We start from the raw sequence: 24,971 nt of genomic DNA, 5'->3' as shown, positions 1-24,971 counted from the left end.
CGCCGCTAAAGCGGCCCCTACAAAGCCACCTCAGTTACGGGCGGCCGCCACGATCAGGGCTTTCATCTCGGCCACGGCGGCCTTGAAGCCGACGAACAGTGCGTGCGCCACCAGCGCATGACCAATGTTCAGTTCATTGATGCCCTTGATCGCCGCCACAGCTTCGACGTTGTGGTAATGCAGCCCATGCCCGGCATTGACGATCAGCCCCTGCCCCACCCCAAAAGCCACACCGTCGGCGATGCGCTGCAGCTCTTCGGCCACCTCCGTTGGCGTCTGGGCATCGGCATAACGGCCGGTATGCAGCTCGATAGCCGGCGCCCCTACACGCCTGGATGCGGCAATTTGCCGCTCGTCGGCATCGATGAACAGCGACACTTCACAGCCCACCTTGGCCAGACGCTCCACCGCTGCCTGAATACGAGCCTCTTGACCTGCGACATCAAGGCCGCCTTCGGTGGTCAGCTCCTGGCGGGTTTCCGGCACCAGACATACGTGGGCCGGGCGCAGGCGCTCGGCAAAGCTGAGCATCTCTTCAGTGACACCCATCTCGAAGTTCATGCGGGTCTGCAACACTTCGGCCAGCAACAGCACATCACGGTCCTGGATGTGCCGGCGGTCTTCGCGCAGGTGCACGGTAATGCCATCAGCGCCGGCTTCTTCGGCGTCCAGGGCTGCTTTGACCGGGTCTGGGTAACGGGTGCCGCGGGCCTGACGCAGCGTGGCCACGTGATCGATGTTCACGCCAAGGAGGATGCGGGAGCTTTGGGTCACGGAGGACTCCTGAAAATGGGACGAAGCGGGCCGCAAAGCATAAAGCCTATTCAAGGCTTGCGAAACAACTCCCGGCTCACCAGCGGGCGCCCCCCCAAGTGCACCGCCAGCGCCTGACGCATCAGCCGCTTGGCGGCGGCCAGCGTACCGGGAGCACTCCAGTCGGCCTGCGCCATGGCCAACAGCTCTGCGCCCTGGAACACACCTGGTTGCAGCAACCAGACGCGCTCCAGCCCCGCATCGACCAGCAGCCGATAAAGGCCGCCGGCTTCCAGCGGATCGCCATTGGTGTCGGTGTCCAGGGCAAAGCCATACCCCAGGTCGTCCAGCAATCGCCATTCAAACGAACGCAACAGCGGCTCCAGCGGCAAGCCCTCGGCCAGCGCCAGCAGGGTTGCAGCGTAATGCTCGAAGACCGCCGGATGCGGATCCTCGGCAGGCAGCAGGCGAATCAGCAGTTCATTGAGGTACATGCCGCTGAACAGCGCTTCACCGACCATCCAGCTACCGACGCCGGCAGCTTCCATACGCAATACGTTCTTCAGTTCGCCCTTGCCGCGAAACTCGGCTTCGAGCGGCAGAAACGGTCGCGCCAGGGTCCCGGCCTTGCCACGCGCATTGCGCAGCACGGCGCGCAACCGGCCTTGCGGCGTCAGGAAGTCGACCAGTGCGCTGTTTTCGCGGTAGGCCCGGCTGTGCAATACATAGGCCGGTTGAGCGTTGGAATTGCTCATGGGAGAGCTCGTAGAAGAAGATTGCCGGCCATGACTGGGCATGGCCGGAGCACGGCCTGTTAAAGCTCGTTGTAGCCCAGCGAACGCAGGGCACGTTCGTCGTCCGACCAGCCACCCTTGACCTTGACCCACAGGTTGAGCATGACCTTGGAATCGAACATCACTTCCATGTCGCGGCGGGCATCACTGCCGATGCGCTTGATTCGCTCGCCCTTGTCACCAATGATGATTTTCTTCTGCCCGTCACGCTCGACCAGAATCAGCGCGTGGATATGCAGGGTATGGCCCTGCTGCTTGAACTCTTCGATTTCCACGGTGATCTGGTACGGCAGTTCGGCACCGAGCTGACGCATGATCTTCTCGCGCACCAGCTCAGCGGCCAGGAAGCGGCTGCTGCGGTCGGTAATCTGGTCTTCCGGGAAGAAGTGATCATTCTCGGGCAGGTTCTTGGCGATCACCGCCTCCAGCGCTTCGAGGTTGTGACCGTTTTGCGCCGAGATCGGCACCACCGAAGCGTTGGGCAGTTGCTCCTGCAACCATGACAGGTGCGGGATCAGGTCGGCTTTTTCTTCAAGACGGTCGGTCTTGTTGACCGCCAGGATCACCGGCCCTTCGATGTATTGCACACGCTCCAGGACCATCTGATCTTCGTCAGTCCAGCGCGTGCGGTCCACCACGAAGATCACCACATCGACGTCTTTCAACGCCGCCGAGGCGGTCTTGTTCATGTAGCGGTTCAGCGCTTTGTCGCTGTTTTTGTGCATGCCGGGGGTATCGACGTAGATCGCCTGTACATCACCCTCGGTCTTGATCCCGAGCATGGTGTGACGGGTGGTCTGCGGCTTGCGCGAAGTGATCGCAAGCTTTTGGCCGAGGATGTGGTTGAGCAGGGTCGATTTGCCCACATTGGGGCGGCCGACAATGGCGACATAGCCACAACGGGTCACGTTTGTTTCAGTCATTGCCATTCTCCACGCCCAGGGCGATAAGGGCCGCGGCGGCGGCGACCTGCTCTGCAATACGCCGGCTGACACCCTGGCCGCGGCTTTTTTCGTTCAACAAGGTCACTTCGCACTCGACGAAGAAGGTCCGGCAATGCGGCTCACCCTGGATATCCACCACTTCGTAGCGCGGCAGATCACAGGCCCGCGACTGGAGAAATTCCTGCAGCCGGGTTTTCGGGTCCTTATTGGTGTCGACCAGCGTCAGACTGTCGAACTCATTGGTCAGCCAGGCCAGCACGCGCTCGCGCGCAGTCGCCATGTCCGAATCCAGGTAGATCGCACCGATCAGCGCTTCCAGGGCATCGGCCAGAATCGACTCGCGACGGAAACCGCCGCTCTTCAATTCACCTGAACCCAGCCGCAGGTACTCGCCCAAGGCAAAGCCCCTGGCCAGCAGCGCCAGGGTCTCGCCTTTCACCAGCCGGGCACGCAGGCGTGACAACTGGCCTTCACGCGCCTGTACGAACCGCTCGAACAGCGCCTCACCCGCGACGAAGTTGAGGATGGCGTCCCCAAGGAATTCCAGGCGCTCATTGTTGCGACCCGCATAGCTGCGATGGGTCAATGCCAGGATCATCAGGTCCTGGTCCTTGAATGTATAGCCGAGCTGACGCTCCAGGCGACTCAGGGGTGCACTCACGGTTTGGCCACGCTGAATTGCTCGTCGAACTTGATAACCAGATCGAGGTTGAAAAACAAATGTTCACGCTGCTCATAATTCAGGTGGGCGCTGAACTTGCCGCCTTCCTCTTTCACGCTTAACGCCTTTTTCAAATCTACATCCTGGATGTTATTGACCTGCATGTTCTTACCGACATAACTATAGAAGTCATCGACAGTTTCGATACCAAGGGCTTGTTGATGACCGGCCAGCTGAATGCTCTTCTTCAAGGAAAAGTAGTCGAGATAGTGAGGAATTGTCTTGAGTGCCATCGTCACTGCCAGGCCGATCAGCCCCAGCAACAGCAACAATCCCATCAGCGACATCCCGTACTGCCTGTTGTTGAATGTCATGTTTTTCCCCAAGGCCGTCTGACTGATGCTTCAGACATTCCCAAATGACATACGGCGCTGTCCGAACAGCGCCGCAGTAATTACTTGATCAACCCTACCCGTGAGAACGTAGGGAAATGGCTGAGCTTGGGCTCAGGCCAGCTCATCCAGACCGCGAAGGCCTTGCCGACGATATTGCGGTCCGGAACCATGCCCTGCTCGTCTTTGGGAATATTGGGATCATCCCAGTAACGGCTGTCGTTGGAGTTGTCACGGTTGTCGCCCATCATGAAGTAGTGGCCGGCCGGTACACTCCACTCGGTGTCAGGCGGCGTACGGTAGCGGCTCATTTCCTGACGGATCTGATGCTCGACCTCACCGAGTTTCTCGCTGTACAGCTCAGCGCTGCCCAGCGTGCCCGGCTCGCTGCCAATCAGGGTTCTGGCGACTGGCTGGCCATTGACGAACAGCCGCTTGTCGCTGGTGTAGCGAATCTGGTCACCCGGCAAGCCTACTACACGTTTGATGTAGTTGACGCTCGGATCACTCGGGTAGCGAAACACCATGACATCGCCACGCTGCGGATCACCGACCGGGATCACCTTCTTGTCGAGCACCGGCAGGCGGATACCGTACGAGAACTTGTTGACCAGAATGAAATCGCCCACGTCGAGGGTCGGCTTCATCGAGCCCGATGGAATCTGGAAGGGTTCAACCAGAAACGAGCGCAATACCAGCACGATGAACAGCACCGGAAAGAACGACTTGCCGTATTCGACCAGCAGCGGCTCTTTGCTCAAGCGCTCAACGACCGCCATGTCCGGCTGACCGACGCTGCCCTGATAGCTGGAAATGGCCGCCCGGCGCCGTGGCGCCAGGAAGACCAGATCAAGCAGCGCGAGCACGCCGCAGACGAATACAGCGATGACCAACAACAGCGGGAAATTTAGTGACGACATAGGACCCTGACTATTCCAACCTGAGCACTGCGAGGAAGGCTTCCTGTGGAATCTCCACGTTACCGACCTGCTTCATGCGTTTCTTACCGGCCTTCTGCTTCTCGAGCAGCTTGCGCTTACGACTGACGTCACCGCCATAACACTTGGCCAATACGTTCTTTCTGAGTGCCTTGACCGTTGTCCGGGCAATGACCTGACCACCAATGGCAGCCTGGATGGCCACGTCGAACATCTGCCGCGGGATCAGCTCTTTCATCTTCTCGGTCAACGCACGGCCTTTGTAGGCGGCGTTGTCACGGTGCACGATCAACGCCAGGGCATCGACCTTGTCGCCGTTGATCAGGACATCGAGCTTGACCAGGTTGGCCGATTCGTAACGATCGAAATGATAGTCCAGCGAAGCATAGCCACGGCTGGTGGATTTCAGGCGATCAAAGAAATCCAGCACCACTTCGTTCATCGGCAGGTCGTAACGCACCTGTACCTGGGTGCCCAGGAACTGCATGTCGCGCTGTACGCCACGCTTTTCGATGCACAGGGTGATGACATTACCCAGGTGCTCTTGCGGCACAAGAATGGTGGCCTGGACGATCGGCTCGCGGAAGTCTTCTACCGACGACACATCAGGAAGCTTGGACGGGTTGTCGACGTAGATGGTTTCACCGGTCTTGAGCTTGAGCTCGAAGATCACGCTTGGCGCGGTGGTGATCAGGTCCAGGTCGTACTCGCGCTCCAGACGCTCCTGGATGATCTCCATGTGCAGCATGCCCAGGAAGCCGCAACGGAAACCGAAGCCCAACGCATCGGAGCTTTCCGGCGCGTACTGCAGGGAGGAGTCGTTGAGGGTCAGCTTCTGCAATGCATCGCGAAAATCTTCGAAATCATCGGAGCTGACCGGGAACAGGCCGGCATAGACCTGCGGCTGAATACGTTTGAAACCTGGCAGTACATCGACCTCAGGGGTCGTGCTCAGGGTCAGCGTATCGCCCACCGGGGCACCGAGAATTTCCTTGATACTGGCAATGATGAAGCCCACTTCACCGGCCTTCAGATCAGCGGTGGCAGTGTGCTTGGGGTTGAACACGCCAACGCTGTCGACCAGGTGCACCTTGCCGGTGGACTTGACCAGAATCTTGTCGCCCTTCTTGACCCGGCCCTGACGCACGCGCACCAGCGACACGACGCCGAGGTAGCTGTCGAACCAGGAGTCGATGATCAAGGCTTGCAGCGGCGCGTCGATATCGCCGGTGGGTGCCGGGATGGTCGCGACCAGGCGTTCGAGCACTTCATCCACACCCATGCCGCTCTTGGCACTGCAGGCCACAGCGTCGGTGGCATCGATACCGATGATCTTTTCGATTTCGTCTTTGACCCGATCCGGGTCGGCCTGCGGCAGGTCCATCTTGTTGAGGACCGGCATCACTTCCAGGCCCTGCTCGATGGCGGTGTAGCAGTTGGCTACCGACTGGGCTTCAACCCCCTGCCCGGCATCGACCACCAGCAGTGCGCCTTCACAGGCCGCCAGCGAACGGCTGACCTCATAGGTGAAGTCGACGTGGCCTGGCGTGTCGATGAAGTTCAACTGATAGGTGATGCCATCTTTGGCCTTGTAGTACAAGGTGACGCTGTGCGCCTTGATGGTGATACCGCGCTCACGTTCCAGGTCCATGGAGTCAAGGACCTGAGCTTCCATCTCACGGTCGGACAGACCGCCGCACATCTGGATGAAGCGGTCGGCCAGCGTCGACTTGCCATGGTCAATGTGGGCGATGATGGAGAAATTGCGGATATGACTCAAATCACTCACGGATCAACACTCAAAAAAGTCGCAGGCAGGTCGCCCGCCGAAAAATAGCCGGGAATTGTACCTGAAGCGAAGCGCAGGCGTCACGTTTGCCGCAACGCCCTCCCATGTCTGACGGCTACAGGCACGACAAGGGCGGCTTGCGCCGCCCTCTTTTCTTCTCAGCCTGAGTGAATCACTCCGCAAGCTTGAAGGTAATGAAGCTGGCCCGGCCCTGACGCAATACGCGCATGGACACCGAACGGTTCTTCGGCAGGCTCTTGGCCACCTCGGTAAACTGCTTGGCCGACACCACTTCCTGATTATTCAGGTGGGTGATGACATCTCCGCCACGCAGGCCGATCAGCGCGGCAGGGCCGCCCTGCACTTCTTTGATGACCACGCCGCCCTTGAGCTCCAGGCTCTTCTTCTGCTCGGCGGTCAGCTCGATCACCGACACACCCAGGCGATTGCTGCTGCGCTCGGCGCCGGTGCCCGGGATACCTTCTTCCTGACCCTCGTCAGGTAGCGCGCCTACAGTGATGGTCAGATTCTGACGCTTGCCCTCGCGGATCACTTCCAGCTCGGCCTTGCTACCGTCCTTGAGGTTACCGATCAGGTGTGGCAGGTCAGCCGACATGACAATAGCCTGGCCGTTGGCACTGAGGATCACATCGCCCACCCGCAGCCCGCCCTTGGAGGCCGGGCTGTCCTCAAGCACCTGAGCGACCAGCGCACCCGCCGGACGATCAAGCCCGAAAGACTCGGCCAGGTCTTTGTTGACCTCTTGAATCACCACGCCCAACCAGCCGCGATTGACCTTGCCGGTCGCCTTGAGCTGATTGGCAACATCCATGGCCACATCGATCGGGATGGCGAACGACAAGCCCATGAAACCACCGGAACGGGTGAAGATCTGCGAGTTGATACCGACCACTTCGCCTTTCATGTTGAACAGCGGACCGCCGGAGTTACCCGGATTGATCGCTACGTCAGTCTGGATGAACGGCACGTAAGTGTCGTTCGGCAGGCTACGCCCCTTGGCACTGACAATACCCTTGGTCACCGAGTGATCGAAGCCGAACGGTGAGCCGATGGCCAGCACCCATTCACCGACCTTGAGGTTGGTGGTGCTGCCCAGCTTGGCGACCGGCAGGTCCTTGCCGTCGATTTTCAACACTGCAACGTCGGTGCGCGGGTCGGTCCCCACCAGCTTGGCCTTCAGCTCGCTGCGATCAGACAGGCGGACAATGATTTCATCGGCACCATCAACCACGTGGTTGTTGGTCAGCACATAACCGTCATTGGAAATGATGAAGCCCGACCCCAATGACTGCGCTTCGCGCTGGCGATCGCCACGCCCCGGCGCACGCTGCCCCGGCGGCATGCCGCGCTCAAGAAACTCGCGGAGCATCGGCGGCAGGCCTTCGAGATCCGGCATCTGCTGGCTGGCCATGCCACGCTCTGGCATTTTCTGGCGGGTGCTGATGTTCACCACCGCTGGCGAAGCTTGCTCGACCAACCCTGTGAAATCCGGCAGGTCCTCGGCCTGAGCAGCAACAGCCTGACCCAGCACCAGCACAGCAGCCATGACTGAGAAATAAGATTTCAAGCGTAGTATCGACATACGGCTCCCGTTCCTGACGAGCAAAGTTAAGCAATACAAAGCGACTGTTCCATGAACCTGGCCCTTAGGCCCAGGCACCGCGCTCTGGATTCAGATTCCGGCCGGACTCATTTCTGACAATGCCAGAAACGACAAAGGCCAGAGCTGCAAAGCTGTGACCTATAGAAAAAAACGCGTTTGATTGCAACTTGCAAAGCTCACCAAACATTTCAGCGGTTTATTTCCAGCTCAGGCAAATCGTAGGCCGCAGGACAGCCGGGCGCAAAGTGAAACCTTTTACATTCTGCGCAACGGCTGCCCGCTCGCCTCATTTACTGGCAGGCGTATCGGAGTGACGCATCGACAACGCGATACGCTCGGCAGTGCCGACGGGAATCTCGCCGACCACAGTGACCATCGCCTCGTTCTGCCCGACGCCCAGACGACGTGACACCACCGCCGTGGGACCGAACTGGGTACGAATGTCAGAAGACCGGGTACCGTCAACCGGCTCGACAAATACCGAGAAGCGCGCCAGACCGTCGCCGTATAGCTGACTGATGACCCGCGCATGACTGCCCTGCTCTTCGCGAACCGACTGATTGGTCAGCTCGAAGCCCGACGGCAGCCAGTCTGTGTGCCAGGCATTGGAAACCACGGGCTTTTCAACCGGTTTGCTCTTTGCCACCTGCAGAGGCTGACAGTCCCCACTGGCTTGCAAGACCTTGTCTTCAATCGGCCGCGCAGAGTCGTAGTCGACAAACTGGAAGCGCTCCAGCAACACGCCCCGCTCACTGAGCAACAGCGATTTGAGGGCCATGCCGGTCTGGTTATCCAGATGCAGCTCGATACCGTAACGGTGCTGATCCTTGGGCGACATGACCAGAATCGTGGCAGGCCGCCCGGCAACCCGAGAGGTTCCAGCGACTTTCATGTCGTACCAGGCAGATAATTTACGCGCATCGAGAACCCGGCCCGAAGGGTCCGGAAGATTGGCTAGCCCTTCTACGAGCGTGCCGCTGACGCATTGCGTCAGACCATCGACACGCACGATTTCCTGGGCAGAACCATCGAGCTGGAGCAGACGCTCACGGACTTTGCCATCAAGGACCCTGTGCCAGATGCGATGGGTAGAGAAGCTACCGTTACGCTCGTAGACGAAGGCCCCTTGAAAGCTTTGCTGCTGCTCGGCTTGCGCAAGACGCTTGAGCAGATCTTGCGCATTGTCAGCATACGCTGGAACGGCTAGCCATCCACTGAACAACAAAGGTAATAGTAGAGGAGTGGCTCGCATAGGTTTCCTTAGCGGTATTAGCGGTTTTCCAGACTCGCTGCACGGGCATAAGGCAGTGCACTTTCAGTTTCTTTCAGTGCGGCCTGTTGTGCGTGCTGGCGCAGATAACCCGGCACACGCTGATCATCAGCACCTGCCTGACCTTCGACCGCACCATTGGCAGCAGGACCGGCCTGCTCAGTGGTGTAGCCAGCCAGAACTGCCGGGCCTTGCGGCTGAGCGACAGACAGGTTCACTGGCTGCTGGTTCTGTTGGGCCAGTTGTGCACCGGTAATTTCGTCCTGGTTGTACAGACGTACGCCAGCCAGCACCGCCACGGTCACCGATGCGGCGACAGCCAGGCGACCGAGAGTCCGCCATGGACCACGACCGGGCTTAAGTGGCGAGGCCTCATCGGCGATCGCTGCCGATACAGCCGCCGAGATGTCCAGGTGAGGCATCAGGAGCTCCTTGTGCATCGCTGCACGTGCTACCTGATAACGCGACCAGGTGGCGCGAGTCTCAGCATCGTCAATGGCATTCAATACCCGACGTAATTCCAGTTCGTCCGCTTCGTTATCCATTACCGCGGACAGCGATTCCTGCAGGGCTTCACGACTCATGGCGGGTTCCTCTCTTGGCTAGCGCCGCTGTCTCAGGATTCCTGCAACAACGGCTGCAGGGCTTTATCGATGGCTTCCCGAGCGCGGAAAATCCGAGAACGCACGGTACCCACCGGGCATTGCATGACGCTCGCAATGTCCTCATAACTAAGACCGTCGAATTCGCGCAAAGTTAGAGCCGTACGCAAATCTTCCGGGAGTAACTGGATGGTTCGATGCACGGTGCCCTCGATCTCATCCCTCAACAATGCACGCTCCGGCGACTCGATGTCCTTGAGGCCGTGATCGCCATCGTAGAACTCCGCGTCTTCAGATTTCACATCGCTGTCCGGTGGCCGCCTACCGCGGGACACCAGATAGTTTTTCGCCGTGTTGATGGCGATGCGGTACAGCCACGTGTAGAAGGCGCTGTCGCCGCGAAAATTGCCGAGCGCGCGGTAGGCCTTGATAAAGGCTTCTTGCGCAACGTCTTGAGCTTCATGGGTGTCGTGCACGAAACGCACGATCAACCCGAGAATCTTGTGCTGGTACTTCAGCACCAACAGATCAAATGCTCGCCGGTCGCCGCGCTGAACGCGCTCTACCAGCTGCTGATCCTCTTCCTGGGTTAGCATGAACACTCCTCATTGAGCCTGAAGGAGTGTTGCAACTGCCATCGTTCAGGCTTGCAAACATAGACTCGGGCTTTTGACAAAAGTTCTCCCCCCTCAGGCAAAGTTTCCTGCGGACACTGAGCTGCCCCGCACGAAAAACGCAGCACGAACGAAGCCGGCTGCGCCAAATAATCTTTACGTCGAATCAGCCGCGGATACTGCTCGCGCATGGCCGACGCTGTCCCTTTACAGGCATCCTGCTATTGAGCACGTGGCTCATTGAAAAGTTCCCGTTGCACCAATAACCGCAGGCGTGAGCGCCTGCATGCAGTGACACTCAGGCAATCGACAACGACCACACTGAAAAACGGTATGCACGCACCCGGAGTCTGGCGCACAATCCGGACCCGCCTCTGGTCTCACAATGCCATGAAAGCGCGGGTATTGTGCCGATCCCACCTTACTTATACTAGTGGCCGCTCTACGCGGAATTCATACATGAGCCAACATTTTCAGCATGATGTCCTGATCATTGGCAGCGGCGCGGCAGGATTGAGCCTGGCCCTGACCTTACCCGAGCATCTGCGCATTGCCGTCCTGAGCAAGGGCGACCTGTCCGACGGCTCGACATTCTGGGCCCAGGGCGGTGTGGCTGCGGTGCTCGATGATACCGACACCGTGCAGTCGCACGTCGAAGACACGCTCAACGCCGGTGGCGGACTGTGCAACGAAGACGCCGTGCGCTTTACCGTCGAGCATAGCCGCGAAGCCATCGAGTGGCTGATCGAACAGGGCGTGCCATTTACCCGTGGCGGGGAAGGCGACGAACGGCCTCAAGGGTTCGAGTTTCATCTGACCCGTGAAGGCGGCCACAGCCATCGGCGCATCATCCACGCCGCCGATGCCACGGGCGCCGCGATTTTCAGGACCCTGCTGGAACAGTCCCGGCAACGCCCCAACATCGAGCTGCTCGAACAGCGGGTGGCCGTCGATCTGATCACCGAGCCGCGCCTGGGCCTGCCAGGCCAACGCTGCCTGGGCGCTTACGTGCTCAACCGCAACAGCGGCGAAGTCGACACCCATGCAGCGCGCTTCACCATTCTCGCCTCGGGCGGCGCGGCCAAGGTCTACCTTTATACCAGCAACCCGGATAGCGCTTCAGGCGACGGGATTGCGATGGCCTGGCGCTCCGGCTGCCGGGTGGCCAACCTGGAATTCAACCAGTTCCACCCCACGTGCCTGTATCACCCGCAGGCCAAGAGCTTTCTGGTCACCGAAGCGTTGCGCGGTGAAGGTGCGGTGCTCAAGCTGCCCAATGGCGAACGTTTCATGCCGCGTTTCGACCAGCGAGCCGAACTGGCGCCTCGCGACATCGTGGCCCGGGCCATCGACCATGAGATGAAACGCCTGGGCGTCGACTGCGTTTATCTGGACATCAGCCACAAGCCGGCCGAGTTCATCAAATCGCACTTTCCGACGGTTTATGAGCGCTGCCTGAAATTTTCCATCGACATCACCCGCGAGCCGATCCCGGTGGTGCCGGCGGCGCACTACACCTGTGGTGGCGTGGTGGTTGACAGCCATGGTCGCACTGACGTCCCCGGCCTGTACGCCATCGGCGAGACCAGCTGTACCGGCCTGCACGGCGCCAACCGCATGGCCAGCAACTCGCTGCTGGAGTGCTTCGTCTACGCCCGTTCGGCAGCGGCGGATATCGTGGGGCAACTCGACCAGATCGATATGCCTGCCCAATTGCCGGGCTGGGATGCCAGCCAGGTAACCGACTCGGACGAAGATGTGATCATCGCGCACAACTGGGATGAGCTGCGGCGTTTCATGTGGGACTACGTGGGTATTGTGCGCACCAACAAGCGCCTGCAACGCGCCGAGCACCGGGTACGTTTGCTGCTCGATGAGATTGACGAGTTTTACAGCAACTATAAAGTCAGCCGCGACCTGATCGAACTGCGCAACCTCGCCCAGGTGGCCGAACTGATGATCCGCTGCGCGATGGAGCGCAAGGAGTCCAGAGGCTTGCATTACACACTGGATTATCCGCAACTGCTGCCTGAAGCCCTTGATACCGTATTGGTCCCTGCCAACTACAACGCCTGACTCAAGGACACCTCTCAAGCGTAACGGGCAAACTTGAGCAGCACGCGCAGGCGTCGGTGGGTATCCGGCGCCAGCGCATCACGGGGAATACATACAGAGCGGGTCAACCAGCCACTACCCTGCCCTGCTCGCGGACGAAAGCGCAAGACGATGATCAGCGGCAGAGCCAGGCTGTCGGCAACAATCTGCACGGGCTGCCAGCCACGTGCTTCGCTCCAGACCTGCCAGCCATCGCGGCCATGGCGCACACCCCGAAAGGCCCGGGCATGGCTGAGCAGAATGGCTCTGGGCAAGACCCAGGCCGCATGCCCGGCACAGACCAGCCAGCCGAACAGGGTCAACAGAACGGGAACATCAAGCAGCCAGACAGCCAGGCAGGCCAGCGTCTGGGCCACAAGGTAAGCCGTCAGCAGACTCCTGGAAGCCTGCCAACGGCATTCGAAAGCTTTACTTCGGCTGGACACGATCCAGGATCATACGCACCATGCGCTGCAACTCGGCATCGTCAGATTCGCCACGCTGCATGAACCAGACGAACATGTCCTGGTCTTCGCATTCAAGCAGCCGACGATACAAGGCGCGGTCGACCTCGTTCAGGCTCGCGTAAACCTCCCGGACAAACGGGACCAGCAGTACGTCCAGCTCCAGCATGCCACGACGGCTGTGCCAGAACAGGCGATTGAGCTCTACATCGTCGACCATGAAACGCTCCTCGAAATCCGGCGGCGAGTATACAGGTTTTTTGACATCCTCCCCGCCCTAAAGAGCGTGGATTCCTACAGCTAGACGGCGATGCCCCGCCGCGAGAATGTTCAGGGCCGCGTTTACATCGCGGTCGTGGGCTGTACCGCAGCACACGCAGGTCCATTCTCTTATTCGCAAACCGGCTCTACCTTTCGGACTGCTGGTGGAAATGCTTCCACAGCACGAGCAGGTCTGGGTGGTATAGCGCTCGGCTACAACCTCAAAAACAACGCCTGCCCGTTGGCATTTCTGCTCCAGCATTGTCTTAAGTTGGCCCCATCCTGCATCAAGCGTGGATTTGGCCATTCGGGTCTTGATGAGTTTTGCGCTGGCTACATCGCCAACGAAAATGGCGGCGCAGCGCTCAACCAGAGCGGTTGAGAACTTGTGTTGCGCATCCTTGCGCCGGTTCCTGATCCTGGCATGGAGGGCGCGAACACGTGCCCTCTTGCCAGCACGCTGAGCGATGCCCAGCTTCTGCTCCAGGGTGCGATATTCACGCCCGACCAGCACCTGGCCCTCAGACGTTGTTGCCGCCGCTTTAAGGCCCAGGTCGATGCCAACTGCGGCAGTGCCGATGCACGGCTTGCTCTCAACCTGCACGCAGATATTGAGATACCAGCGCCCCCTGGAATCTTCACTGAAACTTCCGGCCCGCAGGGCGTACTGGCTTAAACCGTAGCTGTCCCACAGGCCAAACCTGAACCCGGCGAAATGAACCTGACCATTCTTGTATTGCAAGGCACGAGCCTTGAATGGAATCCAGCCCAGGCTGTACTTGGGGCTGCTCCTGCTGGACACCCGCCAATTGAGCCTGGAACGCTTGAACTGCTTACGGGCCTTGGCGTAGTCCTCGCAAACCTGCTGCACGGTTGGCGAGCCGATCTGCACGCCGTCGCATTTGCTTAATCCATTGGTCAGCTTTTGCAGGTCAAAACCGGAGAGCCACTGGTGGTGTTCCCGGATGGCGCGATGACTCGTTTCATTGCAGTAGTTCCACACCAGATTGACCTCGCGCGCCATCGCAAGCAGCGTTTTCGCGTGCTTGTCTTTGATTCGGAGCTTTAGGGTCTTGGTGTGGGTCATGGAATGAATTATGGTTTGGTCTTTCCAGCTATGGGGGGCGTTGTCGAATCGGGTGGCTTCACTCAAGAGGGTATCATCCAGACTGCTGCGTGAGCAGTTCGGGGATTTCCACCCCTGGCTCAAGCGAAGGGGTGTCCTCTGGTCGCCATCCTGCTTCGCCTCTAGCTGCGGCAGTGTGCCGATTGAAATCCTGCGCCAATACATCGAAGAACAGTAGACTCCCAACCAGGACGCCTGCGGCGTCCGCGCTCTCGACCTCGGGCTAAACCCCGAGGCTTCTCGCGCATAGGGTGACCTGGCTCGAATCAGGCTATTTGACATCCGCCCCCTGCGACCGAGGACGGCTACGCCGTCCGCGCTATCCTTCCCCGCCCTGAACGGCGGGGGCTTGTCGCGCCCCGATGGTCAAAAAGCCTTGCATATACCTTTATCGTCATCAGACCACTATGATGTAGGTCATTCCTTTTAGATTTTGCGATGACCATGGCCGAATCAGCTTTTTTCTGCACGTTGTCCCATGAGGGCGTTCTGGCAGTACGCGGCGTAGACGCCGGCAAGTTCCTTCAGGGGCAACTGACCTGCAACATCAACTACCTGAGCGCAACCCGCTCCGGGCTCGGCGCGCGCTGCACCCAGAAAGGCCGGATGCAGTCGAGTTTCCGCATCCTCTTTGAAGCCGATGGCTGCCTGCTGGCCATGGCCAGCGAACTGATCGAGCCGCAACTGCTGGACCTGCGCAAGTATGCGGTGTTTTCCAAATCCAAACTGACCGACGAAAGCGCTGCCTGGGTGCGCTTCGGCCTGCAAGATGGCGATCAGGTGTTGAACAGCCTGGGCCTGGAACTGCCGGCCGAAACCGACAGCCTAGTGCAGGTCAATGAGCTGCTCGCCACACGGGTCAGCCCTGGCCGGGCCGAACTCTGGGTCAAGGCTGAACAGGCCGAGCAGGTTCAGGCACAGCTGGTTGCGCAACTGCCGCAAGGCTCGCTCAACGACTGGTTGCTGGGCCAGGTCCGCGCAGGTATTGGCCAGGTGATGCCCGCGACCCGCGAAGAATTCATCCCGCAGATGATCAACCTGCAGGCAGTCGGCGGGGTCAGTTTCAAGAAAGGTTGCTACACCGGCCAGGAAATCGTCGCGCGCATGCAATACCTGGGCAAGCTCAAGCGTCATCTGTATCGCCTGAGCCTGCAAGCCGAGGAAATCCCCGAGCCGGGCGCCGCGCTGTTTTCACCGGTGCATGCCAGCGCAGTAGGCAATGTGGTGATCGCCGCACGGGCCGCCAGCGGCGTTGAACTGCTGGCCGTACTGCAGGATAACGCCATCGAGGGCGGCCAGGTTCACTTGGGCAGTGCCGAAGGCCCGGCCCTGGAGCTTCTGGATCTGCCTTACAGCCTGGACAGCAAGCTGGAAATCCAGCGCTGAGCCAATCCGGCGGGCCTGCAAGCCCGCCGCATACATATAAAAGCCCACAGCTACGAGATTTGACATGAGCAACATGGCTGCCGAGGTACAAAAGGCCCTGATCAGAGCGATTGAACGGGATGCCTTGTTCCTGCCAACCTTGCCGGAGGTAGCTCTGAAGATTCGTCAGGCTGCGGAAGATACCGAGATCAGTGTGGCCGCACTCAGCCGGGTAATCGGTAATGACACAGCACTGTCGGCGCGCCTGATCCGGGTCGCCAATAGCCCGATGCTGCGTGGTGCGGTAGAGATCAGCGACGTGGTTTCGGCCATTCGCCGTCTTGGCGTGAATTACACCAGCAATCTGGCCATCGGCCTGGTAGTGGAGCAGATGTTCCACGCCAAGTCGCCGGTGATCGAACAGAAGATGCGCGAAATCTGGCAACAGAGCCTGCAAGTGGCCGGCATCTGCTATTCGCTGAGCCAGCGGCATCATCATCTCAAGCCGGACCAGGCCACCCTGGCCGGGCTGGTACACCTGATCGGGATCCTGCCGATCCTGACCTATGCCGAAGACCACTTCGAGCTGCTGGCCGATCCGGTCAGCCTCAACCATGTCATCGACAATATCCACCCGACCATCGGCGAACGCCTGCTATGCACCTGGGATTTCCAGGAGTCGCTGGCCAATGTGCCAAGCCAGTTCCAGAATCTGCAGCGGGTATCGAAAAAGGCGGACTACATCGACCTGGTACAAGTGGCCAGCGCGCACATCAACAGAGGCACCAGCCATCCACTGGCCCAGGTAGACATCGTCGACCTTCCGGCCTTTACCCAGCTAGGGCTTGACCCGGCTGGCGGACAACTGAGCGTGCACATGGATGAGGCCAGCAGGATGCTGTACTGACCGCACCCTGCAGCGTGGCCGCTACAGAGAACGCTTCGCGGCTGAAGCGGATCGCCGCCCGCCCCCTCCTACGGGAAACTCACCCGCACCTTCAAGCCCCGCTGCTCCCCGTCATGTAACGAGATCTGCGCCAGGTGCGCCCGGCAGATCTCGCCGACGATCGCCAGGCCCAGGCCAGTTCCGGCGCTCTGCTGATTACGCCGATAAAAGCGTTCGAATACCCGCTCACGGTCTGCTTCAGGGATGCCTGGGCCGTCGTCTTCGACTTCCAGAATGCCAGGGGCGATGACCCTCAGTACGACGTTGCCATCAGCAGGCGTGTGAGCCATGGCGTTGTCGAGCAGGTTGCTGAGCAATTCGTTGAGCAGGGTGGGTTCGCCACGCAGCCAGACCGGCTCGTCAGCCTCCAGCGCCAGGGCCACGCCCCGGGCATGGGCCAGCGGCGCCAGCGCCATGCCCAACTCACGGGCCAACTGGCTGAGATCAAGGGTCTGCGCGCCCCCCTCGGCAATCGCCCGTGCGCCGTTTTCGATTCGCGCCAGTGACAACAACTGATTGGCCAGATGGGTGAGCCGGTCGGTGCTTTGCGCCGCCGACTCCAGCGTGCTGCGCCACTGCTGCGGGTCATGCTCGCGCAGGCCCAGCTCGACTCTGGCCTTGAGCGCCGCCAACGGGGTGCGCAGCTCATGGGCCGCGTCGGCGATGAACTGTGCCTGGCGTTCGAACTGATGGCGCAGGCGTTCGGTAAAGTGATTCAGCGAGCTGACCAGCGGGCGCAATTCGTGCTGGACCTCGACCATCGGCAGTGGCCGCAAGTCATCCGGCTGACGGTCTTCCACCGCACTGCGCAAACGCTCCAACGGACGCAAGGCGGCGCTGACGGTGAACCACACCAGCAACATGGCACCGGCACCGAGCATCCCCAGCCGCAACAAAGTGTCGGCCATCAGACTGCGAGCCATGCCGACCCGCGCCTCCTGGGTTTCGGCCACACGAATTTCCGCAATGCCGTTCATGCCCGGCTCGCTGACCGGCTTGAGCAGGCTCACCACCCGCACATCCTGCCCACGATAAACACCGTTATAGAAGCTGGCCAGCGCCGGGTAGTCATCAGTGCGCAAGGTGCCGGGCGGCGGTGAAGGCAGATTCTCGAAGCCCGAGATCAGACGCTTGTTGATGTCATTGACCTGATAGTAGATGCGCCCTTCGCTGTCGTAGGCGAAGGTATCCAGCGCCACGTAGGGAATCTCGGCGCTGAGGGTGCCATCACGCTGGGTCAGGCCGGCCGCGATGGTCCGTGCCGAGGCCAGCAAGGTTCGGTCATAGGCGGTGTCGGCCACTTCCCGACCGTTCCAGTAGGCGCTCATGCCACTGGCCAGCATCAGTACCGTGAGCAGCAGCGCCAGGCTCCAGAGCAACCGCCAGCGCAGGCTGTCATTGCGCATCGCGGCTTTCCAGCAGATAGCCCAGGCCGCGGAAGGTCACGATGGCCACCGAGTGGCCGTCCAGCTTTTTGCGCAGCCGATGAATGTAGATCTCGATCGCATCCGGACTGGCTTCTTCATCCAGGCCGAACACCTGGCCGGCCAATTGCTCCTTGCTCATCACCCTTCCCGAGCGGGCAATCAGCACTTCCAGCACGGCCTGCTCACGGGAGGTCAGGGTCAACAGTTCGCCGTTGATGGTGAAGCGCCGGGTATCCAGGTCGTAGACCAGCGCACCGCAGCGCTGCTGCCGCTCACCGCCCAGCACACTGCGCCGCAGCAGCGCCTTGACCCGGGCTTCGAGCTCGGACAGCTCGAACGGCTTGGCCAGGTAATCATCTGCGCCCAGGTTCAGGCCGTGCACGCGGTCTTTGACATCGCTGCGCGCGGTGAGCATCAGCACCGGTGTGTGACGCCCGCGTCCGCGCAGGCGGGCGAGTACCTCGAAACCGTCCATGCGCGGCAGGCCGACATCCAGCACCACCGCTGCATACTCCTCGCTGCTCAGCGCCAGGTCTGCCGCCACGCCGTCGTGCAAAACATCGACGGTCAGCCCGGCCAACCTGAGCGCCCGGGATACGCTTTCAGCCAGTTGCAGATGATCTTCGACGAACAGCACGCGCATCGTGGTCTCCAGAAATGCCTTTGAGGGGGTGAGTCGGCTGGAGTGTACAGGGGCGTACATGGCTGTGAAGCCCCGAAACAATTTGAGGTTGCTTGGTTCATTTGGCAACCAACATTGAAAGGTTAGTGAAAGGTTGGTGATTTAGCATCGCGCAAACGCCCGAAAAGCTGAGCGTTCCACAAGGTGCCAACGAGCATCTGCATAACAAGAAAAATAAAAAGGATTTACTCATGACCACGCCATGCATGGCTGCGCGCTCATTGACCCGAACTGCACGATGCGCTGCGCTCGCGGTACACCGCCCCCATTTGTCTACATCCCGTCTTCCAGAATTCCGATGCCAGTGATGACACCGGTGCACGCTGCTGCCTGAGATTTTCTCAGCAGCCCTGCTTCACCCTTTAAAAACAAGAAACGCTTCAGGAGACTGCCCCATGAAACGACCCTTGCACCATCTTGCCCTCGCGGCCGGCGCCATGCTGATGGCCAGCCAGTTGTTCGCTGCTGAACCCAAACGCCCCGAATGCATCGCGCCGGCCTCCCCCGGCGGCGGCTTTGACTTGACCTGCAAGCTGGTCCAAAGCGCGCTGATCAACGAGAAGATTCTCACCTCGCCGATGCGCGTGACCTACATGCCGGGTGGCGTGGGTGCGGTAGCCTATAACGCGGTGGTCGCCCAGCGGCCGGCCGATGCCGGTACGCTGGTGGCCTGGTCCAGCGGCTCGCTGCTCAACCTGGCGCAGGGCAAATTCGGTCGTTTCGATGAAAACGCTGTACGCTGGCTGGCAGCCGTAGGCACCAGCTATGGCGCCATCGCCGTGCGCAGTGACTCGCCCTACAAGAACCTCGACGATCTGGTCAAAGCCTTGAAGGCCGACCCGAGCAAAGTAGTGATCGGCTCCGGCGGCACCGTCGGCAGCCAGGACTGGATGCAGACGGCACTGATCGCCAAGGCCGCCGGTATCAACCCGCGCGCCCTGCGCTATGTCGCTCTCGAAGGCGGTGGCGAAATTGCCACGGCACTGCTCGGCGGCCACATTCAGGTGGGCAGTACCGACATCTCCGACTCGATGCCGCACATCCTCAGCGGTGACATGCGGCTGCTGGCCGTCTTCGCCGACAAGCGCATCGACGAGCCGGAAATGAAAGACATCCCGACCGCCAAGGAACAGGGCTACGACATTGTCTGGCCGGTGGTGCGTGGTTTCTACCTCGGCCCGAAAGTCAGCGACGAAGACTACAACTGGTGGAAAGCCTCGTTCGACAAAGTGCTGGCCTCGGAAGACTTCGCCAAACTGCGCGACCAGCGCGAGCTGTTCCCGTTTGCCATGACCGGCGCCGAGCTCGATACCTACGTCAAGAAACAGGTGGCTGACTACAAATTGCTGGCCAAGGAATTTGGCCTGATTCAGTAATCAGAACCCACTTGTCTGACTAGCCGTTGCGTCTCAAGAGGCGCAACGCAGGAGATCATCATGGTCTTGCAACGACTTCTTGCTGCCGTGCTGCTATTGGTATGTGCGGCCCTGGCGCTGATGGCCTGGCCTTATCAGGCGCCATTTTCTTACGAACCGGTGGGCCCACGGGCTTTCCCGCTGCTGATGCTGGGGCTGATGTCCGCTGCCCTGTTGTACATGCTGTTTCGTCCCACGCCCATCGTCCATACCGAGGACGAACCGCCACTGGATCGTGAAACCCTGGTCAAGATCGCGGTGTGCATCGGCCTGCTGCTGGTGTTTGCCGGCTTGTTCGAACCATTGGGCTTCATTCTCAGCAGCGTCCTGATCGGCATTCCCATGGCCAGGCTGTATGGCGGCCGCTGGCTGCCCGGTGCCGTGGTGGTCACCCTGATGAGCATCGGCCTCTACTTGCTATTCGATAAAGCCATGGACGTTCCCCTGCCCTTGGGCTTGCTCAGCGTTCTGGAGAATTGATATGGATACTTTCAGCTATCTGGGCCAAGGCTTCGGCGTTGCCCTGACCCCTTACAACCTGGTCACCGCTCTGTCTGGCACCCTGATCGGCACCATCGTCGGCCTGCTGCCGGGCCTGGGCCCGATCAACGGGGTGGCGTTGCTGATCCCGATCGCCTTCGCCCTGGGCCTGCCGCCGGAGTCGGCGCTGATCCTGCTGGCAGCGGTGTATCTGGGCTGCGAATACGGCGGGCGGATCAGCTCGATCCTGCTCAACATTCCGGGTGAAGCCTCCACGGTCATGACCACCCTCGACGGCTACCCGATGGCTCGCAAGGGCATGGCCGGTGTCGCGTTGTCGCTGTCTGCCTGGAGTTCGTTCATTGGTGCCTTCATCGCCACCTGCGGCATGGTGCTGTTCGCGCCATTGCTGGCCAAATGGGCCATCGCTTTCGGCCCCGCCGAATACTTTGTCCTCATGGTGTTTGCGATTGTCTGCCTCGGCGGGATGGCCGGTGACCGACCGCTGAAAACCTTCATCGCGGCCCTGATCGGCCTGTTCCTGTCGGCGGTCGGCATCGATGCCAACAGCGGTGTGTATCGCTTCACAGGAGACAACATCCATCTGACTGACGGCATTCAGTTTGTGGTGTTGGTGCTGGGTCTGTTTTCCATCAGTGAAATCCTCCTGCTGCTGGAAAAGACCCATCGTGGCCAGGAAGCGGTCAAAGCCACCGGGCGCATGCTGTTCAACTTCAAGGAAGCGGCGGCGGTATTTATCGTCAACCTGCGCTGTGGCTTGCTGGGCTTTATTCTCGGCGTGCTGCCGGGGGCCGGCGCGACCCTGGCCAGTGCTGTGGCCTACATGACCGAGAAACGCATCGCGGGCGCCAGCGGCAAGTTCGGCCAGGGCGACATGCGTGGCCTGGCGGCACCGGAAACCGCCATTGGCGCAACCGCCTGCGGCGCGCTGGTGCCGATGCTGACCCTCGGCGTGCCGGGTTCAGGCACCACGGCGGTGATGATCGGCGCCCTGTCGCTGTATAACATCACCCCAGGGCCCATGCTGTTCCAGCAGCAGCCAGACATCGTCTGGGGTCTGATCGCTTCGCTGTTCATCGCCAACGTCATGCTGGTGATCCTCAACATCCCGATGATCCGGATCTTCACCCGCATCCTCGCCGTGCCGAACTGGGCGCTGGTGCCGGTGATCGCGATCATTACCGCGATTGGCGTTTATGCCGTCCACGCGACGACCTTCGACCTGTTCCTGATGGTCGGCATCGGCATCTTCGGCTACATCCTGCGCAAGATGGACTTCCCGCTGTCACCGATTCTGCTGGGCTTCATCCTCGGTGGCCTGATGGAGCAGAACCTGCGCCGGGCGCTGTCGATCTCCAATGGCGAACTGGGCATTCTGTGGAACAGCCCGATTACCATGGGCGTCTGGGTAGTCACAGTGTTCATGCTGCTGTTCCCGCTGTACCGCATCTGGCGCAAGCGCGCCAAACAACGTGCAGCCGTGGCTGATGCCTGATAGCTCTTGGCGCAACTGGTGGGCCACCCCGTTTGTAGCCGTAGCGGGGGGCTACCTGGCCAGCCTGATCGGCTGGCCATTGCCATGGATGGTCGGCTCGCTGTTGGCGGTCATCCTGGTGCGCTGCCTGACGCCGTGGCAACTGGGCCCGGTGCCGGGCGGGCGCAAGTTCGGGCAACTGATCATCGGCGTGGGCATTGGCCTGCACTTCAACCCCGCCGTGGTCGAGCAGGTCATCGACCATTTCGGCCTGATCCTCAGCGGCGCGCTGATCACGGGCCTGTCTTGTCTGATCGGTGTGTGGCTGATGCTGCGCACCGGCGAAGACCGGCCTACTGCGTTCTTTTCCAGCATGCCGGGTGGCTCGCAGGAAATGGTCAACCTGGGCGCGCGTAACGGCGCCATCCTCAGCAGTGTGGCAGCGGCGCAAAGCTTACGGGTATTGGCCGTCGTGCTGTGCGTCCCGGCCATTTTCAAATACCTGATAGGCGATGGTGCGCTGCTCAGCCATCCAGTCAGCGTCGACTGGCGCTGGCTGCTGGGTCTGAGCCTCGGCGGCGCAGTGGTCGCGTGGTTATGGCAACGCCTGAAACAACCCAACCCCTGGCTGTTCGGGCCGTTGCTGCTCACCTCGGTGGCGAGCATCAGCTACGACCTGCAACTGGGCCTGCCCAACGGTGCCAGCCAACTGGGGCAACTGCTGATCGGCAGCGGCCTGGGCTGTCACTTCAACCGGGCATTCTTTCGTCGCGCGCCGTCATTTCTGGCCCGCACCCTGCTGGGCACGTCACTGATGATGCTGGCCGCCAGCCTCGCGGCCATTGGTCTGGGCGCCCTCACCCATCTGGATGTGCGCTCGCTGACCCTGGGCATGATGCCCGGCGGGATAGCCGAGATGAGCCTGACTGCGGAGGTGTTGCAACTGTCGGTGCCGCTGGTCACCGCCATGCAGGTCATGCGCTTGCTGTTCGTGCTGTTTCTGGCCGAGCCGCTGTATCGGCGCTGGGTTAGAAACAGCGCTTAGCCGCAGGAGAGTAGCGCCGATCTCCGGCGCTCTTTTGAGCAATGGAAAATCCATTACCGAGCTGCCTGAACCGCAGGTTTCGCCCTGCTGGGCGACCCCATTTTGAAAGCGGCAAAATGGGGAAAAACCGCTTGCTCCTGGTTTGGGTCCGCCCTGCGGGCAGACTTCCCTCCGTCCGGCGCCGATTCGGGGGCCGGCGCGATGGGCGTCCTGCCCAGCGCACCTGAAACCGACATCCATGTCGGTTTCTCCCCCGAATCGACGCCTACCCTCGGCCTGCACCCAAGTCGCGTTCGGCGTCGTTTGTGCCATCTCGGCTCGAAGATCAAAATCAACGGCAACAATGAGCCAATTCCCTTAACTGATCGGCATTACCCCTACAAAACCCCGTTCATGTGGCCCAGCTCAAAGCACCGGCAGCCGCCAGTCAATCGGCGTCAGGCCGTTCTGTTCGAGAAACTTGTTGGTCCGCCCGAAATGGCCGTTGCCGATAAAGCCTTTGTAAGCCGACAGCGGTGACGGATGCACCGAGGTGAGGATCAGGTGTTTGGTGGCGTCTATCAGCTTGCGCTTGCCCTGCGCATGCGCGCCCCAGAGCAGGAATACCAGGTTGGGCTGATGAGCACTGACCACTTCAATCACTTTGTCAGTGAAATGCTGCCAGCCACGCCCGGCGTGTGAAGCGGCATTGGCCCGCTCGACTGTAAGGGTGGTATTAAGCAGCAGCACGCCCTGGTCTGCCCAGGATTGCAGACAACCATGGTTGGGAATGTCGATGTTCAGGTCGCGGTGCAGCTCTTTATAGATATTGACCAGCGACGGCGGCGTCGCCACGCCCGGCTGTACCGAGAAGCACAAGCCATGGGCCTGGCCCGGACCGTGGTACGGATCCTGGCCGAGAATCACCACTTTCACGTTGTCCAGCGGGGTTGAGTTCAGCGCATTGAAAATCAGCGGCCCTGGCGGAAAGATCTGCTTGCCGGCGGCATGTTCCTGCCGCAGGAACTCGCGCAGCTCAGCCATGTAGGGTTTTTCGAACTCTTCACGCAGTGCGTGCTTCCAGCTGGGTTCGAGTTTGATCCGGTCGTCGCTTGTCATGAAGGTGCCTGCTAAAAACGTTGCGCGGACACTAGAAAAGCTCGCAGGCAAAGTCAAATGCACCTGATCGCCGCCGCCCTGAAAACGGCGCCGTATCAGGCGCCGTCAGTCATCAGGCAAGGTTAGCGCCGGTTATCCCAGCGGTTGTGGTCACGCTGGCGTTGATCATCCCAACGGTTGCGGCCGCGACGATCGTCCCAGCGGTTACGATCACGCCGGTCATCCCAGCGGTTGCGATCAGGATGGCGGTCATAATCGCGGCCACGATGCTCCCAGGCCTGGCCCGGCGGGCGGCCGGGTACGTAGAGCCGCGGCCCCGGTGGCGGCCCGTAATAACGCGGCTGTGGGGCGTAATAACGGGGCGGTGGCGGACCGTAATAGCGCGGTGGGGGTGCTACATAGATGCGTCGCTCCTGGTAGTAGCCCGGGCCGTCGTAATAGCCGCGTGCGACCGTAGGCTGGGTATAGACATCCGATTCATAGTAACCGGCGCCTCCATAACAGCCGGCCAGTGAAAGAACCAACAGAACAAGCAGGGATCGTCGATACATGGCGGCCTCCTGGACCGCGAGTGGTCGCGAATCAGCGCCGCTGATCGCGTATCCGCCCGATTCTGGGGGACGTTACATAAGACCGGAAAAACCGATTCTGGTGCGGTAAGCATTCGTCGCCAGGCCGTCGAAAACCGCCTG

25 protein-coding genes and 1 pseudogene are annotated in these 24,971 nt (G+C 60.4%); 8 read left to right on the top strand and 18 right to left on the bottom strand.

Features of this window, described 5'->3' with window-relative positions; genetic code table 11:
* Positions 1-30 precede the first annotated feature (30 nt).
* The 11 genes from pdxJ to rpoE form a co-directional block, all read right to left on the bottom strand.
* Complete coding sequence (gene pdxJ, locus PSCI_RS15360) at positions 31-774, bottom strand: pyridoxine 5'-phosphate synthase (protein WP_045488433.1); 744 nt, start codon at positions 772-774, stop codon at positions 31-33.
* Between the two features lie 50 nt (positions 775-824).
* The gene (recO, locus tag PSCI_RS15355; protein WP_045488430.1) at positions 825-1,508 is read right to left on the bottom strand and encodes a DNA repair protein RecO; all 684 of its coding nucleotides are present in this window, start codon (positions 1,506-1,508) and stop codon (positions 825-827) included.
* A 59-nt stretch (positions 1,509-1,567) separates the two neighbouring features.
* Complete coding sequence (gene era, locus PSCI_RS15350; RefSeq protein WP_045488427.1) at positions 1,568-2,470, bottom strand: GTPase Era; 903 nt, start codon at positions 2,468-2,470, stop codon at positions 1,568-1,570.
* Complete coding sequence (gene rnc, locus PSCI_RS15345) at positions 2,463-3,152, bottom strand: ribonuclease III (protein ID WP_045488424.1); 690 nt, start codon at positions 3,150-3,152, stop codon at positions 2,463-2,465. The genes era and rnc overlap by 8 nt, the downstream gene beginning before the upstream one ends.
* Complete coding sequence (locus tag PSCI_RS15340; RefSeq protein WP_045488421.1) at positions 3,149-3,526, bottom strand: DUF4845 domain-containing protein; 378 nt, start codon at positions 3,524-3,526, stop codon at positions 3,149-3,151. The genes rnc and PSCI_RS15340 overlap by 4 nt, the downstream gene beginning before the upstream one ends.
* Before the next feature lie 80 nt (positions 3,527-3,606).
* A complete protein-coding gene (lepB, locus tag PSCI_RS15335) occupies positions 3,607-4,464 on the bottom strand; it encodes a signal peptidase I (RefSeq protein ID WP_045488418.1) in 858 nt (285 codons plus the stop codon).
* A 10-nt stretch (positions 4,465-4,474) separates the two neighbouring features.
* Complete coding sequence (lepA, locus tag PSCI_RS15330) at positions 4,475-6,271, bottom strand: translation elongation factor 4 (protein WP_045488415.1); 1,797 nt, start codon at positions 6,269-6,271, stop codon at positions 4,475-4,477.
* A 172-nt stretch (positions 6,272-6,443) separates the two neighbouring features.
* Complete coding sequence (locus tag PSCI_RS15325) at positions 6,444-7,874, bottom strand: DegQ family serine endoprotease (RefSeq protein ID WP_045488412.1); 1,431 nt, start codon at positions 7,872-7,874, stop codon at positions 6,444-6,446.
* A 307-nt stretch (positions 7,875-8,181) separates the two neighbouring features.
* The gene (locus PSCI_RS15320) at positions 8,182-9,147 is read right to left on the bottom strand and encodes a MucB/RseB C-terminal domain-containing protein (protein WP_045488408.1); all 966 of its coding nucleotides are present in this window, start codon (positions 9,145-9,147) and stop codon (positions 8,182-8,184) included.
* A gap of 17 nt (positions 9,148-9,164) precedes the next feature.
* The gene (locus tag PSCI_RS15315; protein ID WP_045488405.1) at positions 9,165-9,749 is read right to left on the bottom strand and encodes an RseA family anti-sigma factor; all 585 of its coding nucleotides are present in this window, start codon (positions 9,747-9,749) and stop codon (positions 9,165-9,167) included.
* 32 nt (positions 9,750-9,781) lie between these two features.
* The gene (gene rpoE / locus PSCI_RS15310) at positions 9,782-10,363 is read right to left on the bottom strand and encodes an RNA polymerase sigma factor RpoE (RefSeq protein ID WP_045488402.1); all 582 of its coding nucleotides are present in this window, start codon (positions 10,361-10,363) and stop codon (positions 9,782-9,784) included.
* 477 nt (positions 10,364-10,840) lie between these two features.
* On the opposite strand from rpoE, the gene nadB reads away from it, so the two are divergent.
* Entirely contained in the window at positions 10,841-12,457 is a 1,617-nt protein-coding gene (nadB, locus tag PSCI_RS15305; protein ID WP_045488399.1) for an L-aspartate oxidase, read from the top strand.
* Between the two features lie 14 nt (positions 12,458-12,471).
* Here nadB and PSCI_RS15300 read toward each other — a convergent pair whose 3' ends face one another.
* Genes PSCI_RS15300 through PSCI_RS15290 form a run of 3 tightly spaced genes read right to left on the bottom strand, consistent with a single transcriptional unit; the run spans position 12,472 to position 14,287 of the window.
* On the bottom strand, positions 12,472-12,921 hold the full coding sequence (locus tag PSCI_RS15300) for a protein YgfX (protein WP_045488397.1): 450 nt from the start codon (positions 12,919-12,921) through the stop codon (positions 12,472-12,474).
* Positions 12,905-13,159, bottom strand: coding sequence for an FAD assembly factor SdhE (locus PSCI_RS15295; protein WP_045488395.1), 255 nt, complete (start codon positions 13,157-13,159; stop codon positions 12,905-12,907). Before PSCI_RS15295 ends, PSCI_RS15300 begins: the two co-directional genes overlap by 17 nt.
* Positions 13,160-13,216: 57 nt before the next feature.
* Complete coding sequence (locus PSCI_RS15290) at positions 13,217-14,287, bottom strand: RNA-guided endonuclease InsQ/TnpB family protein (RefSeq protein WP_084709986.1); 1,071 nt, start codon at positions 14,285-14,287, stop codon at positions 13,217-13,219.
* Positions 14,288-14,324: 37 nt separating this feature from the next.
* On the opposite strand from PSCI_RS15290, the pseudogene PSCI_RS28655 reads away from it, so the two are divergent.
* From PSCI_RS28655 to PSCI_RS15280, 3 genes and pseudogenes are all read left to right on the top strand, one after another.
* Positions 14,325-14,504: pseudogene (locus tag PSCI_RS28655) on the top strand (IS200/IS605 family transposase); the annotation flags it as partial.
* Between the two features lie 266 nt (positions 14,505-14,770).
* Positions 14,771-15,712: a CAF17-like 4Fe-4S cluster assembly/insertion protein YgfZ gene (gene ygfZ / locus PSCI_RS15285; RefSeq protein ID WP_045494396.1), complete on the top strand. Its 942-nt coding sequence runs from the start codon at positions 14,771-14,773 to the stop codon at positions 15,710-15,712.
* Between the two features lie 64 nt (positions 15,713-15,776).
* On the top strand, positions 15,777-16,598 hold the full coding sequence (locus PSCI_RS15280) for an HDOD domain-containing protein (RefSeq protein ID WP_045488394.1): 822 nt from the start codon (positions 15,777-15,779) through the stop codon (positions 16,596-16,598).
* Between the two features lie 68 nt (positions 16,599-16,666).
* On the opposite strand, the gene PSCI_RS15275 is transcribed toward PSCI_RS15280, so the two are convergent.
* Positions 16,667-18,043 (bottom strand): sensor histidine kinase, encoded by a 1,377-nt coding sequence (locus PSCI_RS15275; RefSeq protein ID WP_045488392.1) that lies wholly within the window; start codon positions 18,041-18,043, stop codon positions 16,667-16,669.
* The gene (locus PSCI_RS15270) at positions 18,033-18,707 is read right to left on the bottom strand and encodes a response regulator (RefSeq protein WP_045488390.1); all 675 of its coding nucleotides are present in this window, start codon (positions 18,705-18,707) and stop codon (positions 18,033-18,035) included. Before PSCI_RS15270 ends, PSCI_RS15275 begins: the two co-directional genes overlap by 11 nt.
* 434 nt (positions 18,708-19,141) lie before the next feature.
* Between PSCI_RS15270 and PSCI_RS15265 the strand changes: the two genes are divergently transcribed.
* From PSCI_RS15265 to PSCI_RS15250, 4 genes are read left to right on the top strand one after another with little or no spacing between them, the layout of a single operon-like run.
* Positions 19,142-20,122 carry a Bug family tripartite tricarboxylate transporter substrate binding protein gene (locus tag PSCI_RS15265; RefSeq protein WP_045488388.1) on the top strand — a complete coding sequence of 327 codons (981 nt, stop codon included), beginning with the start codon at positions 19,142-19,144 and terminating at the stop codon, positions 20,120-20,122.
* A 60-nt stretch (positions 20,123-20,182) separates the two neighbouring features.
* On the top strand, positions 20,183-20,641 hold the full coding sequence (locus PSCI_RS15260) for a tripartite tricarboxylate transporter TctB family protein (protein WP_045488385.1): 459 nt from the start codon (positions 20,183-20,185) through the stop codon (positions 20,639-20,641).
* Position 20,642: 1 nt separating this feature from the next.
* Positions 20,643-22,157 (top strand): tripartite tricarboxylate transporter permease, encoded by a 1,515-nt coding sequence (locus PSCI_RS15255; RefSeq protein WP_045488382.1) that lies wholly within the window; start codon positions 20,643-20,645, stop codon positions 22,155-22,157.
* Positions 22,150-23,181 (top strand): AbrB family transcriptional regulator, encoded by a 1,032-nt coding sequence (locus PSCI_RS15250; RefSeq protein WP_045494393.1) that lies wholly within the window; start codon positions 22,150-22,152, stop codon positions 23,179-23,181. The genes PSCI_RS15255 and PSCI_RS15250 overlap by 8 nt, the downstream gene beginning before the upstream one ends.
* Positions 23,182-23,586: 405 nt before the next feature.
* On the opposite strand, the gene ung is transcribed toward PSCI_RS15250, so the two are convergent.
* On the bottom strand, positions 23,587-24,279 hold the full coding sequence (gene ung / locus PSCI_RS15245; protein ID WP_045488380.1) for a uracil-DNA glycosylase: 693 nt from the start codon (positions 24,277-24,279) through the stop codon (positions 23,587-23,589).
* Positions 24,280-24,401: 122 nt separating this feature from the next.
* Complete coding sequence (locus tag PSCI_RS15240; protein ID WP_045488378.1) at positions 24,402-24,830, bottom strand: hypothetical protein; 429 nt, start codon at positions 24,828-24,830, stop codon at positions 24,402-24,404.
* Positions 24,831-24,971: the final 141 nt, after the last annotated feature.

This window comes from Pseudomonas sp. StFLB209, assembly GCF_000829415.1.
Taxonomy (GTDB): domain Bacteria; phylum Pseudomonadota; class Gammaproteobacteria; order Pseudomonadales; family Pseudomonadaceae; genus Aquipseudomonas.
The sequence above is the reverse complement of the archived record's forward strand: the minus strand, read 5'-3'. Positions and strand labels throughout refer to the sequence as shown.